We start from the raw sequence: 14,439 nt of genomic DNA, 5'->3' as shown, positions 1-14,439 counted from the left end.
TGTTAATTTTCAGGTTTAACTGACACTTGTTCTGGGGCGTTTATTGATTGACCGTCATCATAGGATGCTATAGCATCAATCACAGTTGCAACTTCTTCGTCGGTGAAGGTTGAAGACATCGGGAGGGTCAAGATCTGTTCCCAGACTGTCTCAGTTACTGGTACATCTGGGTTATGATCTTCAAAGACCGGATGTTTGTACACCGGCATATAGTGCACCGATGCGCCGACATCGTGTTCTTCGAGATGTTGAATGATGTGATCTCGGTGTTCACTGGGAACCCGGACTGTATAGTTGTAACGTGCGTGAGTGACGTGATCCTTGTCTCTGAGGGGTATGACCCAGTCAAGTTCTTCAAACCTGTCCCGGTAGGCGTCAGCGATTTCGTTTCGGCGGGTGCGCATCTCGGGTAGTCGTTCCAATTGTGCAAGGCCCATACCAGCCGAGATATCGTGCATGAAATACTTGTATCCGACATCTTTGACTTCATAGTACCAACTGTATCTTTCCTCCTCTGATCGTTCATGGGTAGATTGATTAACCCCGAGTTTACTCATCAGCCTTGCTTGAGATGCGACGTCTTCGTCGTCCGTTACCAAGGCACCACCTTCCCCCGTTGTCAAAGGTTTCGTCGCTTGAAAGCTGAAACAACCGATATCCCCGATGCTACCAATCGGTTTATCGTGGAACGTCGTTCCGACGGCGTGGGCACAGTCCTCGATGACGATGGCGTCATGATTATGGGCGATATCGACGATGGCATCTATTTCGGATGGTTGTCCCCCGTAGTGGACCGGAATTACAGCTGCAGTTTCGTGTGTAATTCGTTCTTGGAGGGCATCCGGTGACATATTCAGAGTGTCTGGTTCAACATCTACCCACCCAATCTCATAGTTGTTATACCAAGCGACAAAAGCCGTTGACACCCATGTAACCGGTGGGATTAAGATTTCACTCCCCGAAAGTTCAGACGCTTTTATTGATAGATCAAGAGCACTAGTTCCAGAGTTCGTTGCTATCACTTGCTCATGATTGAATTGCCTGGAAAATTCAGACTCAAATTCATCAACCTTTGGGCCCAAACCAATCCATCCTGTCTCAAGGGCTTCCTTAATTTGTTTCAACTCCCGGTCCCCTACATCCGGTTTGGCGACAGGTATCACACGAATATACCGGTGGCCGTATATGAAAACTTTATCGGTTGAGCTACTTTCTCCAGCGCTCTTGGAAAGCAGATGGTTGATCGGATTGAGCTGGCGCTGTGAAAGAGTAACGGGCAAGGGTGAACCGATAGTGTCCCCCAAATACAATCCTTCTGTTTGAGTTGCTGAACTCAGAGGCGAGCGCCGCGAGCCTTCTGGTGAAGGTTCGCTGGCGGGATGGCCTCTATTGCCCGCGCTGCCGGTTTGAGTCGGTCATCGAGCATGCAGCTATTGAGCGTATCAACGGTATCTCTGTAAACCGCACCTTAGACCGGCAACGGTATGTCTGTAAGGATGCGACCGCACGTTCAACGATAAGACCAACTCACGATTTTCGAGCACGCGGAGATCGGCCTTGACAAGCTCTTGTTCGCGTTCTACGTGTTCCTTCGGTTCAATACGAGCTCCAACCAGTTAGACGTTGAGCTCACTGTATCATACCGATTGCTTCGGCGGTGGGTCGAGCAGTTTGTCAGCACGCCCGACGCGCCAGCCATCGATCTTGTTGCCCCGGTTTAAATCGACGAAGTCTACGTGACTGCGGGGCTGAAGGCCGCGAGTGGGACCAGGAGTCGTGCTCGCGTCGTCTGTTCAAGTGTGAACGAGGACCGTACGACTGTGACAAACTACCGGTGTTCACGTTGGTCGATCGCAGCAGCGGTGAGCGCCATATCGCATCGGCGAAATCAGCTGACGAATCGACCGTGCGACTCCTCCTCGGCGACCGCGAGGTGGAGTCGCTGACCGTTAATACTGACGTGTTTCGAGTGTACGATCCACTAGAAGACGACGAACACTACCAGCGAGAAGCGGTCCTTCAGGGCGAGGGCGAATACATGGATGGAGACGCGCACGTCAACACCTGCGAGCGCCACGCGTCGCTGGAGCGACGTTGACTCTCGCCACACTGAGGCGTCTCCAAAGACAACCTGATGCCGTATCTCAGGGCGTTCCAATTTCGCCGACGAATCCTGCGCAAATCTGGTCAAGAAACGCTCAAAGAAACCGTTCAAATCGTCCCCTGATTCACCAACAACGTTCTTCAGATGAGCGTTCTCCGGGTTCCCCCCGTCTTCTTATTCAATATCGGAATTTATATTGTGAACTCTCAGGTAACCCGTTGTGTGAGTGAAGTCGGAGGAAGCCTTGTCGAACTTCTAAAAAGCGCAGGCTTAGTATTTATAGGCACAATTATCGGGCGTTTTCTAGCACTTTTGGGGCAGATTCTGGTAGTTCGTTCGCTTTCACCAGACTTGTACGGAACAATAGCACTTGCTTTTTCTATCGTAGCATCGTTGAGTGCTATTTTTGTACTTGGGGCCCCGCAAGGGGTTGCACGTCTCATTCCAGCCAATGAAGACCATCAGAGTCAACTAGAATTCTTACAGAGTGGGCTTGTAATAGTTATATTTGGAGGCGTTATTGGTTCTATTACACTATATTTAAGCAGATATGAGATTCAATATTTAATGGACTCTCCCAAACTTGCATCACTTCTTTCAATTTTCTCAATCTATTTATTGATTTTCCCTATTCAGCGTCTATTAATCGGCGGCCTTCGGGGATTCAAACAATCAAGAGAAAGGGTATTGGCAAAGGATATATTCGCACCGAGCTTCGGATTAATTATTTTATATACTTTTGTTACTTTTGGAGAGGGATTTTTGGGTGCCATAGTGTATTTTCTAATTATTCCGTTTTTAATTATTATTGGTGCTATTTATTTTCTGAAGAAGCACGTCTCTTTAAGCGATTTAACCCACCAAGCACCTTCGATGACATCAATATCTGAACTACTTTCGTTTTCGTGGCCCCTTGCCATTAGTGGCTCATTTGTTATATTAATGTCTCAATTGGATATATTAATGATTGGCTTATTTCTTCCTCCACGTGATGTTGGCTTGTATCGAGCGGTTCAGCCACTTAAAGAAGTTGTATTATTCTTCCTTACCTCGTTTGTCTTTCTTTACCTGCCGATCGCTACTAAGTACTTTACTAATAATAAATACTCGGAGCTCGGTGAACTCTACCGAACATCAACAAAGTGGATTGTCACAATTACCTTTCCAATCGTTCTGACAAGTGTGCTATTTGCAAACGACATCGTCCGGAGTTTATTCGGAGAAAGTTACGTCTCTGCTAGCGGGGCGTTTGCAATTTTGGTTGTCGGGATGTTCACCCGCGTTATCGTTGGTCCAAACGGAGCAACGATACAGGCGGTTGGGCGAACGAAAGTGGAAATGTACGCTTCTCTAGTTGGGCTAGTGGCAAACCTAGGATTGAATGTGTCATTAATTCCTCTGATTGGAATTGAAGGTGCAGCAGTCGCAACGTCGATCGGTTTTCTTGTCTACAATATCGTTGAAATCACCGTCATCTATAGAGAGGTGGGTTTTGCTCCAATATCAAAAGAGATTCTTATACCGCTTATCCCGATGATTCTAGTCGGGGGAGCAGTTTACCAGACTTTGTATACTGCTGAGCTATCCCTACCTTTGCTGTTTCTCGTTGGCTTGATGTTTGGGTTTTTCCAAATTCTATCGGTTATCTTTACTGGGAGCCTTCGAGAGAACGATCTCTTCCTGTTAGACCAAGTTGAGAACCGAATCGGTATAAACCTATCTTGGTTACGTTCTTTGCTTGAAAGTCAAATATAGGAACTTCTTACAAGTTTTATGATTGTTTCTCCCATCAGGCAAGAAAGCGGGGTCTGAGATCTACGAACACCATTTCTGTCGAATATTGTGGCAAGTCTTGATTTTTCCTGGGAGTAAATTAAGCCAGTCTCAGTCCATCGTGTTGCTTCCAGATTCGCTGATTCCATGCGAAGGCGAATGATCGGAGCCACTCGTCAGCAGTTTCCGCGCTGGCGTGACTGAAACAGTTCGAGAAATCGTCAGTCCGCGTTTTACCTCTGGAAAACCAAGTTCGACGCTGTTGCGGTTTCCGTGTTTCTCATAGCGGAAATCGAATCCGTGATGGGTGCAACCATCGTTCAGCGGTGTGGTACCGTTGACGAAACATCGCGTCGTTGTCGTGTATCTCACATCGTTCCGTGGATAACGCGTGAGCGAGCACGTACGTTCGCATCGGTTCAAGCTTCGTTTGAGAAGTTCATTGGTGTCTGGGTCGACCGCAGCGTACAGGTAGTATTGTTCGTCGCCGAGTTGGATTACGGTCTCGTCAACTGCGAGGTGGTCCGGTGAGTGACCGGCTTCGGGCTGTAGATCAGCTTTGTCCACCGAATTATGAACGGTCGACTTGAGCAGTCAAGACCGAACAGTACAAGGCTCGAAACAGTATTTTAAAGCGAAAGACTAGCAAGTTGGAGCTGAATACTGAGCTTCATCAACAGTCGCGGTGTTACTTTTCGCTCCACAAAACGTAACTCGATCTCCTCCAAAAATTCGTTGAAGCGAGGGTTTTCCGGCACAGCTACTTTAAAAACCGCTCCGTCCTACTTTTCAATCTTATTGGAACCCCGTCAACTAGATGGTGCTAGGTTTCAATAATCGAGCGTGTTTTGAGGCTCGAATCTATCCGAATTAGGAGCTTAGCGCGGCTTCGATGTTTTTGACGGCGGCTTTGAGCGCGAGTTCTAGGAACTGTCCGAACCAAGTACGGGCTCTTAGCGTATCGCCGAATCGCTGTTTCAGCGAGTGGATGACTAACTCGACGACCGGCCTGCGGTGGTACGTCTCGTCGTCCAGTCTCGCGTTATGAGAGGCGTCCAACGACGATACGTCTTGATGTTTGATCACTGGTCTCACGTCTGATTCCCGTAGTTTCGCCGTAATTCGTCCCAGTCGTAGCCTTGTCGTCAATGACGATCTCTAGACGGTCGAGATTTCGTTTCATCAGGTGTTTACCGATCTGCGTATCGTGCGGTCATTTCATTAAGCAATGTATGTATAGGCTTGTCCTCGTTCTGCAGTCGACGAGTATCGTCGTTGTGACCGCTCTGAAGTTGTAGTTCGTTCGTCTTGCGTAGCGTCGGCTTGCTGCTTGCTGATCAAACCCGGTTGCGTGGATTGCGTGCACGTCACTGGTTTCGTGGAGCTCGGTCCAGAGTCGGAGAAGGACGTGCCAGCACGCCACCTCTATGTTCTTCATGGGGGGTGTAGATGGTGGTGAAATAAGGGGGTTCAGACACCCCTAGGTTGATTTTCCAAATAACCCGAGGCATTTCGTGAAGGATATCGAGCAGCTGTCGGTAGGAATGCCCGATATAATCTGTGAGACCGTGTAGAGCGACGATCACTCAGTCTGCGTAGCCGGTTTCATCAGGGATGAAGGCTGGTGCTGGCTCTCCGAGGACGGCTTTTTGAGCGAACGAAACAACCTGCTGAGTGAAACGGGCGATTTTGGATACTCATTCTCGTTCCCGTTTCAGTTCCTAGTAGGCTAGACATTTAGCCGCTCTTCCTAGCGTCTAAACACGCCCCAATAATCCTTATTTTTTATATATATGTGTGCTTCCGCTACTGTAAATCCTATTCTTATCGTTGGAAAAACTTTTTGGTAGGCTTATCTCAATATAACCATAGGTTTTGGAATTCCCGAAGTAATAATCATAATTACTATTTCTAATAACAATCAGGGTATCTGTAGGATACTGTCTATCCGTGAATATGTACCCTGATGAAATTTCCCCAAACTTTCCCCAAGAACCAAATACTTCTACAACAGATAAATCCCCTATTACATGCGTGGTCTGGCTTCTGTACTTTTTTGTAAAGTCGGCATTACTATACAACTCAGCCCCGAATCGTTGGTCTGTCTTCCCGACTTCATACCGAGGATCGACATCTGCATCTATGACATATCCAGAAAAGAATGATAGAGAAACGAACAATATTAAACAAAAGTAACATATACTCCTCCACGGTATCTGGTCGTAAGTGGAAAATCGCTTAATGAGGTTATCATTGGGGGTGGTGATCCCCGAGTTATCTACCACGTAGAATGCTAAAGGTAGAGCGACAACTGTGAATAATGTCATAGGTCGGGTTATTGCGATTGCACCTGTAAAAAACCCAAACGCGCTTACAGCTGCTGTGAAGGCCCCGAATAAGAATATTCCAACTAACTCTATTCGTTTTTCCTCTATATTTCCAAATATTGAACTGTAAGTGATTGGTCCGGCGAGTAATAACTGATAAATTATATAGCTGAAGAAGCCCAATATTAGTACAACAAATGATGTCGAGATAGTGAGCGTCTTTGGAGGGGATGATGTGGTCTTACTTGCTACATCCACAAACTGGAAAGCTCCAAATGTGGAAATCAAGGATGATATTGAACTTGAAGCTCCTTCAAACAACACAAACCAACTAATGAATGATATTGGCAATAGAATAAGCAAACTCGTTTGTGGCCACGTTTTGGCACTAAATAACTTTGACGCAATCCAGAAACCAATAACAAGACCACCGATCGCTAACGAAACAAAGTGATGGGCCATAATAGATAACACCCCTATAAATATAGATAACAACCTGTGCCTTTGCTCATCGCTTTTTAGAAATGAATAAACGAATACAACAAAAAGAACAAATCCTAATGATTGTCTAGCAAAGGTAAGCTTTGTTTCAAATAATGGGAGCCAGACTAAAGTCGCTCCAATTGAAAGTGAAGCAATTGTTGAACTCCTTAAAATATACAACGAATAGATGTATAATATACTTATTGATATGCTTACGTAAAATATTGGTAAAAGGTAGGAAACCAAAATTGACCCTGAAACGGAGGGGAAAATCGGCAGATCGGTGATCACGGAAAGGATGGCACCGTGAAAATGCACTAATGGTGTTTCTGGAAACCCTCGAAATGGGTTCCTTTGGAGAGGCCATCCATGCTCCAAAATTAGTTTAGAATACATAGCTGTGATATGGCTACCTCTCCTAAACAACCAGCCAGTATTAGGAAAGACATAGAGGCCAATATTTGCTACTGATAATGATAAAATAAGCCTCAGCTCCTTAAAGTAAAACGGCGCACTGAGTAACCCTAATAACCCTAATACCACCCCTATCCTCAGGTGAAATCTTTGGGAAAGTACGGTTACTGATAGTAAAACCAGTGTTACAGAAATGGGGATCCGACTGTCGGATATCACTCTGATGGCAACCGAAGACCTTTTTTACAATAACGCTTTCGGTCTGTAACAGTGAAGCCAGCTATAATTTGTCCTCATAGGTCTGGAGGGATGTTACACTATTCAATTGAATTATGCACATCTCTTTCAGAAATCTGCTCTCCACATTTGATCGTTCCAATCGATACTGAAATTCCAGCATACCTTCCTGATATACCTGTGACGGAGTTTCGTATCCCAACAGATTATTCTGATTTTGGTCCTAGTAATATCAAGACGGCTCTCAATATGAAAAAGTATTTCTATAATAATGGGATAAACATAATTCATGGGATCTCCAACCATCCTTTTCTAGTACTTATATCTTTAATAAGCAACAAACCATTTCATTATACGTGTCATGATGTGGTACAGCACGTAGGAGAATTCAGCTGGGTAAAAGAGTTATCACAATCTCTTCTTATCAAAACATCAGATGAAGTGTACGTGCATGGCAAGTTCAATCAGTCTGAGTTTATAGAAAAATATAGAACGAATCCAATAACAATCATCCATGGGCCCTACAACATGTTCCGAGAGTTCTGTTCGAGTTCGGACTTTGATACGAATGTCTTATTTTTCGGAAGAATAAAAGAATACAAAGGACTTGATTTGTTGCTGGATGCTTTCGATAAGAGAACTATGGATTTTGAGCTCACAATTGCAGGAAACGGAGAACTCAATATATGCCAGAGAGAGGGGGTAGATACAATAAACAGATATATAGAGAACGACGAAGTATGTGAATTATTCACTGGAACCGATCTTGTAGTTCTTCCCTATCGAGAAGCTTCGCAAAGTGGAGTTTTACAACTTGCCTATGCATTTGATACCCCGGTGGTAGCCACTCCTGTTGGTGGCTTAGACGAGATGATTGACCAGGATGAGACCGGAAAAGTCATTTCTCAGGTTGATTCAGAGCTATTGATCTCCTCCATCCAAGAGTTATTGTCTAGCCCAAACATAACAGATAAAATGGCGAGTAATATAAACTCAAGAAAAAATGATAAATGGGGTTGGATAAAAACAGCTACAATAACACTCGAACGATATAAAATGAGTGCGGACGCTATTGATTATGAAGACTAGAAGGACAAAAAATATTATAATCTAATACATAGTTATTTATAATTGTGCTTCTATATATGTGGGTCCGAGCGAGTCTTTTGAATGTGAGAATCGGGACACATGGCTCTTCTATTGCCGTCATTGTTGAAGTCTGAATGGAGAATGGCAGATATCTGGCCTGTATAGTCGGCAATCCCCACCGAGTCAAGAGTTGAACAGGACTGATGTAATTGGGTCTTGCGAAGCCTCTGGATGGGTGTATGAAGTTCCTCTACCTTCCAGATATGGTTCTTTCTGATCTTGAAACCTTAGGCTTGAATTCCTCTCGGGGATCCCAATCCCTGGAGTCGAAGCACAGGTTTCGACTCTGGGGTCATTTGACAGACGCTCGCCAAGCTGCTGTCGATCAGAAGTCGATCAAAGCCGTCACCGACACCACTCATAGATCGTACTCCGACGACTACACGCTCGCTCAGCTTCACACCCTCCCACCTGACGAACTCGAAAACGTCGGCAACAAATTTCTCGTCCAGCAGGCGATGAGGATCCTTGGCGCCGGCGTGAGGCTCATCTGCCTTGACTTCGCCGATATCCACTACCACGGCTGTCCACACGCTGAAGCTGGCGAACTCTGTCACACCACCCCCCGATGGTACCTCTCAGTGCCATTGCTACCCCGCTGGATTCGTGCTCTGTCGATCGAAACCGCTCATCGTCGCAGTCACGCCCGTCCGTAGAGACGAACCGAAGAGCGACGTGGTCGAGCGATCGCTCGACCGCGTCGTGGACCTTCCATTCGATGTCGCCGGACTCCTCGGTGACCGTGGATTCTATGACGGGACGTCAATCGAGCGACTGGATGCAGTTGCACCAGTCGCTCCCTCGGTCCTCCGCCACGGGAAGCAGGTGGCCGAGAAGCTGGATACGACCTTCTCCTATTGGACGGAATGCGTGATGAATGAGAGAAGTGTGCGAGAACTGCGCTTCCCGCTCACGGTTTGTGTCTCTTACCCTCAGGGAAACGGGGCAAGCACGGTTTGCTTTGCGGGCGTACGTGGCGTGCGATCTGACCGATCGCACGCCGAAGGATATTAAAGCCCTCTACCAGAAACGCTCCGCTATCGAGACAGCGTGTCGGACGATGCGTGAAGCTCGTGCGTGGACAACTACCACTGAACCAGCCGTTCGGTTGTTGTTTATCCTCGTGAGGCTCCCTCTGCGGAATACGTGGCTCATCGTTCGATGGGACGGCTCTCCACGCCGCGACGCGGCGGGCTAGCACTGCCCGTCGGAATCCGTTTTGAGGTGTTCCGGGAGTGGGTTGACCATGCTCTCGACGACACGTTGGGCCGGAAGTGGCAAGCATCACCTAAGGGTGTCGGTATCTCGTGACCTACAGCGAGCTGTACGCGGACTGAGACTGCCCGCATCCAGCGGAAGCCCTGTCCGTGAGCGACAACTCGCCTCTTGTCTAGACTGACGGCGCTCTCACTGGCGTGAGAACGCCGTCTTTGTTCGACTCATGACTCGGTTGCTCTGATTTCGTTCATTCCCTTCCAGTAATCGAGTTAGCAATTAGGAACGATGGGAACTACCGATAGTGAGCAGATGCATATCGAGAGGGGTTCCACAGGGTTCGGATCTACCGCTTTCACTCGTTCTGCCGGGAAGTCAGTAAAGCCCAAGACTAAATTCGTAGCTGTCTGGATAGTACCACGACCGACATCGGTCGAATCGTAGGTGACAGGCTAGCGTCGCTCTGAGCGTTAGAGCGAAGACGAAGAGTCGAATGTGTCCAAGCTACTCTTCCGCTCGTCAAGCAAGTCGCGTCGCTGGCTCAAAAGTGCTGTGCCGCCAGTCCAGCGGTGGTGAATGATTCGACTGGCTACAGGCTTTTCGGTTGGAACTATGTAACGATTCCCATTTGCGGGTTCACAAGGATGCGATGTACCGCGAGATTATGGATTGGCCGATTGAGATGGATTGAGTTCGTGTTCTATTCCAGCTATCGCGGACGGCATCTCCCGCACCCTCAACACATTACCGGTCGTTTGAGAACATGTCCATGTCGATCCAGCGCGGTTCCCTTCAGAAGTCCTCGACGATCCGTGATCCGGGCTCACACGGTGCTATCGATGCCATGCTGTTTGACACGAAACGTCATCTAAGGATGCAGTGTTGAACGCAAGACAGCGGTGGAATCAACATTGTGACATTCAGGTTTCCGCCAGTACCGACGCTTTATCGGCAGATTCTGAGATCGGACGATTCGGTTTCACCCGACTTGCGCGGTGATCAAAACATCAGTTTCACAAGATACCGCACGAAGTATGCGGTGGACGATGGCGATGCCTCTCCGGAATACGTCCGGAGAAGGGAGCAGGCGGCGAGCCCTTAACTCGCCGGCTGCGCGAAGTTATGCACGATGCACTTGCGCGTGAGCTCCCGGAACTGGCCATGCCAGCTCCGGGAGCGGATCTCGTCGCCGTCGTCCTTCAGCATCGCAAACACGGTCTCACTCATCGACCGCTGGTTGTAGACCTCGTCGTCAATTCTAGCGTTGTGAGCCTTCTTGAGCGCGTTCTGTTCGCAGTGTTTGATCACTGGACGCGTGGATGCGTCACGACACGCTTCGCGAAGATCAGCCCACGAGTACATCTTGTCGGCCAGCAGTGCCTGCAGGTCTTCGGCGTTCCGCCGGAAGACCTGCAGCCCAATATGGCCGTCATAGGCTTTCTTCGTCGTGAAATGAGCGTCCATGATAGCAAGTGACTCCGTATCGACGAGCAGCGTCGTCTTCATAGCGTTGAACGAGTAGCCGACACGATTTCGGTAGTGTGAGCTGGCCTGATCTCGCTGGAAGCCGCTGGCGTCGATCGAGGCAGTCCCCGAGAGCCCCGCCTGCTCCGCGCTTCGGCGGAGCAGGCGGCGCAACTCTTGCATTGGAAATTCCCCATCCCACACGCTGAACGACGTGTAATCCGGAGAGTTCTCAAGGCCGAACACGTCAAGGATGCCCCGCATCTCGTTGAGATAGTCCTCGAACTGTCGGAGCGGTTTATTGACTTCCTCTTTGAGCAAGAGCAGCGCGATCTTCGTGGATTTGGCGTACCCGTCGTCGCCGTCGGCGACGGCGGGTACGTCCGGTTCCTCAACGTGGGTCGTGGCGAACTCGTGAAACGTCTGTGCGAGGTTCCTGAGACGTCCCATATCGACAGACGGCGTCCAAATCCCCTGAAATCAGCGATACAATCCACAGAGGGCGTCGGCGTTCAACGGAGCATCTAAGGACGAACAATACCGTTTGGATCGCCAGATACGCACGCTGAAAACGATAGCATGGTCGATCCAGCCTGATGTGTCTTCCTCGATATTCACTGCTCGGGCTACTGTTCCCACGACACGCAAACAGTCCGTCCCGTTGTTATCCACACCATCGAGAAACTGGAGAGTCTCGCCGTCGAAAACGGCTATGACGACCAACCTCTCCGAGACGTCCTCGGGTCAGAGGCCGTCCGCCTACTGCTGTGCCACCTGCTGTACTCACTAATATAACACCCACAATTCTCGGTTGGACAGCGAGTTATTCGGTCAGTGCTTGATGGCCGAGAACTTGCACTTGATAGAGGAAAAGATGGTTTTGGTAGCGCTCGTCGACCGTATTAATAAGAGTTGATTTTGACCTCGCTTATCATCGCACCCTTAACCATACTTTTACTTATAACACTGGGATGAAAATATAATCATTCCTTTAGAAGAGATTTGTACACATTATATGTCTTCTGTGCTGATTTCTCCCATGAGTACAAGGATGAAACCTGTGTCGGTTGATATTGACCCATTGACTGCAAGGTGGTGTGTATTTTATCAGCTATCATTGAATAGTCATTCACATCTTCTAAGAATTCTCCCCCCTCGGTTAACATTTCTTGCAACCCGAATTTTTGCGTCGTTATGATTGGGGTCCCACAAACTAGTGATTCCAAGAGCACAAAAGGTAGGCCTTCAGACAGTGAAGGTAGTAAAAATACATCGCTATTTGTATATAATGTTGCTAAATCATCTCGAGGTACGAAACCTAGAGTATACACATCGTCGATGGTTTCTCTATTATCAATGTACTCAGAGACACTTTCTTTCGACCAACCGCTACCTGCTAAAACAAGACTGTGATTTATATCGAACCTTTCCTTAGCGATTTCAAACCCTCTAATTATGCCTTCTGGGTTCTTATAAAAAGAATTTCTACTTATGTGGAATATATACTGTTCTGGCAAATCATATTTATTAATTACTTCTGTCTTGTTTTCAGGTCCGAAACCCTCTGGTGGCGCATTCGGTGTGACATGTATCTTTCCATCAGGTATATCAAAGACTTCACTATGGATCTTTTTGGAATATTCTGATATCGTAAATATTGCGTCAAATTTTTCCAGAACCTTGGATATTGAAAGCTTCCTGACCTTCCTTTCCAATGCGGAATAATGTTCAGGGTGTATATGCGGTCTTACCGCGAAGTGAATCGTAGTTACCAGCTTGGTATCGTCATTTGCAAACCAAAATGGTCGAGGTGGGACCATTTGATAGTGCAATATATCAAATTGACTTCTATCGATTTTGAATTCACTCATCGGTGAAATCTGTGCACCAAGTGAGGACTTCCAACCTAAACCATTTTCTAAGAAGGCATCTACAAAATTACTGAATAAGTCGGATCTGTCGACAATAACCTCATTATTTGACTCATATATTTTGTCATCAGCCTTTTGGTAGTGCAGGAGGGATAACTTATCATCTTCCAACCTGACTGAATTTAGCCCTTTAATTATATTCTTTCGATAAATCCCTGGGCCATTATCCGAGGAGTCAATTCGACTTGTGAAGAATCCAATGTTCATAATGGTACTATAATTCTAAAACGGTTCAGTTGTTATGGTACTGTTCCTTTTTTCCCTTCTGACCTCTAACCCCGTCAAAGATACTTAGAATTAGGGGCATTATTAACTCACGGTTGAAAACTAAGGATCTAAAAAGCCGTTTTGAAAGCAATGGAATTAACAATGCGACGTAGAGAATGGCGCTTCCTTTCCCGATTACTCTCTTCATATGAATCTTATTTCTTGTATCATAATACGCTTGATAAGGGTGTTGGTGAATCTTCTCAGATTCTCTGTGGGTTGCCTTTGCTTCTGTATAAACCCCTATGTCATATCCCGCCTTACGTGCTCGAATTGAATATTCAACTTCTTCATGATACATGAAGAAATCTTCATTCATCAACCCAATATCCTCAATTAACTCATCGTTAATGAAGATTGCACATCCGACTACATAATCTGTTGGGGTGAATTTATTAATAGTCGATTTGAAAGATGGTAAAAGACCAAGTGTTCTTAGAGTTGGAAGGGGATAAGTGTTTAAGTCATATCTCTGTTGACCCTTTTCGTCAACGATCCTGGGCGTCAAGAGTCCGATTGACTCAGATTTCAAAAATCTGAAACACTCTCGAATATCCTCATTTTCAATTCGAACATCCGGATTTAGTATTAGTATAGAATTATTGTCGGCCCTTGAATTCTGGATTCCATAATTATTACCACCAGCATATCCAAGGTTTTCTCCGAGGTCAAAATATTGAATTGATTTATTGTTGAACTTTTCCTTATTGATTGTCGACGAGCTGTCGACTACGATTGTCTCGTAAGGTAAGTCAGAGACGGAATTTGCTAATTCGATTGTATCCTCATCAGAGTGATAATTCAATATTATTATTGACAGCCCTTTATCATACTCTGCCATACTACATCGTAACTCAGAGCAGTACAAATACTTTTGTATTGATGCCTAAGGACGCGTTCAGATTCGCTGATTCCATGCGAAGGCGAATGATCGGAGCCACTCGTCAGCAGTTTCCGCGCTGGCGTGACTGAATTTTGTGGATAACGCGTGAGCGAGCACGTACGTTCGCATCGGTTCAAGCTTCGTTTGAGAAGTTCATTGGTCTCTGGGTCGATTGCAGCGTACAAGCATCTT

8 protein-coding genes and 4 pseudogenes are annotated in these 14,439 nt (G+C 46.7%); 3 read left to right on the top strand and 9 right to left on the bottom strand.

Going from position 1 to position 14,439, the window contains the following annotated elements:
* Positions 1 to 2: 2 nt before the first annotated feature.
* Entirely contained in the window at positions 3 to 1,163 is a 1,161-nt protein-coding gene (locus ACZ48X_RS07000) for a DegT/DnrJ/EryC1/StrS family aminotransferase (RefSeq protein ID WP_336349831.1), read from the bottom strand.
* Between the two features lie 146 nt (positions 1,164 to 1,309).
* Here ACZ48X_RS07000 and ACZ48X_RS06995 point away from each other — a divergent pair.
* Together ACZ48X_RS06995 and ACZ48X_RS06990 are read left to right on the top strand one after the other, a co-directional pair.
* A pseudogene (locus tag ACZ48X_RS06995) lies at positions 1,310 to 2,227 on the top strand (IS1595 family transposase).
* Between the two features lie 99 nt (positions 2,228 to 2,326).
* Positions 2,327 to 3,859 (top strand): flippase, encoded by a 1,533-nt coding sequence (locus tag ACZ48X_RS06990; protein ID WP_336349832.1) that lies wholly within the window; start codon positions 2,327 to 2,329, stop codon positions 3,857 to 3,859.
* 118 nt (positions 3,860 to 3,977) lie between these two features.
* On the opposite strand, the pseudogene ACZ48X_RS06985 reads toward ACZ48X_RS06990, so the two are convergent.
* The 3 genes and pseudogenes from ACZ48X_RS06985 to ACZ48X_RS06975 all read right to left on the bottom strand — a co-directional run bounded on the left by ACZ48X_RS06985 (position 3,978) and on the right by ACZ48X_RS06975 (position 7,320).
* Positions 3,978 to 4,635, bottom strand: a pseudogene (locus ACZ48X_RS06985) (IS6 family transposase).
* 112 nt (positions 4,636 to 4,747) lie between these two features.
* Positions 4,748 to 5,565 (bottom strand): annotated as a pseudogene (locus tag ACZ48X_RS06980) (IS5 family transposase).
* Positions 5,566 to 5,655: 90 nt separating this feature from the next.
* Positions 5,656 to 7,320, bottom strand: coding sequence for a hypothetical protein (locus tag ACZ48X_RS06975; RefSeq protein WP_336349833.1), 1,665 nt, complete (start codon positions 7,318 to 7,320; stop codon positions 5,656 to 5,658).
* A 51-nt stretch (positions 7,321 to 7,371) separates the two neighbouring features.
* Here ACZ48X_RS06975 and ACZ48X_RS06970 point away from each other — a divergent pair, with 51 nt between their 5' ends.
* Positions 7,372 to 8,427 (top strand): glycosyltransferase family 4 protein, encoded by a 1,056-nt coding sequence (locus tag ACZ48X_RS06970; protein ID WP_336349834.1) that lies wholly within the window; start codon positions 7,372 to 7,374, stop codon positions 8,425 to 8,427.
* 287 nt (positions 8,428 to 8,714) lie between these two features.
* On the opposite strand, the gene ACZ48X_RS06965 is transcribed toward ACZ48X_RS06970, so the two are convergent.
* The 5 genes and pseudogenes from ACZ48X_RS06965 to ACZ48X_RS06945 all read right to left on the bottom strand — a co-directional run.
* The gene (locus tag ACZ48X_RS06965) at positions 8,715 to 9,044 is read right to left on the bottom strand and encodes a hypothetical protein (protein ID WP_336349835.1); all 330 of its coding nucleotides are present in this window, start codon (positions 9,042 to 9,044) and stop codon (positions 8,715 to 8,717) included.
* Positions 9,045 to 10,800: 1,756 nt separating this feature from the next.
* The gene (locus ACZ48X_RS06960) at positions 10,801 to 11,616 is read right to left on the bottom strand and encodes an IS5 family transposase (protein ID WP_336349836.1); all 816 of its coding nucleotides are present in this window, start codon (positions 11,614 to 11,616) and stop codon (positions 10,801 to 10,803) included.
* Between the two features lie 533 nt (positions 11,617 to 12,149).
* Positions 12,150 to 13,304: a glycosyltransferase gene (locus ACZ48X_RS06955; RefSeq protein WP_336349837.1), complete on the bottom strand. Its 1,155-nt coding sequence runs from the start codon at positions 13,302 to 13,304 to the stop codon at positions 12,150 to 12,152.
* Between the two features lie 25 nt (positions 13,305 to 13,329).
* Positions 13,330 to 14,205 carry a glycosyltransferase family 2 protein gene (locus tag ACZ48X_RS06950; RefSeq protein WP_336349838.1) on the bottom strand — a complete coding sequence of 292 codons (876 nt, stop codon included), beginning with the start codon at positions 14,203 to 14,205 and terminating at the stop codon, positions 13,330 to 13,332.
* A gap of 57 nt (positions 14,206 to 14,262) precedes the next feature.
* Positions 14,263 to 14,346, bottom strand: a pseudogene (locus tag ACZ48X_RS06945) (IS6 family transposase); the annotation flags it as partial.
* Positions 14,347 to 14,439 lie beyond the last annotated feature (93 nt).

It is taken from the genome of Halorubellus litoreus, from assembly GCF_055378595.1.
Note: the sequence above shows the minus strand (reverse complement) of the source record. Positions and strands in the feature narration are given on the sequence as shown.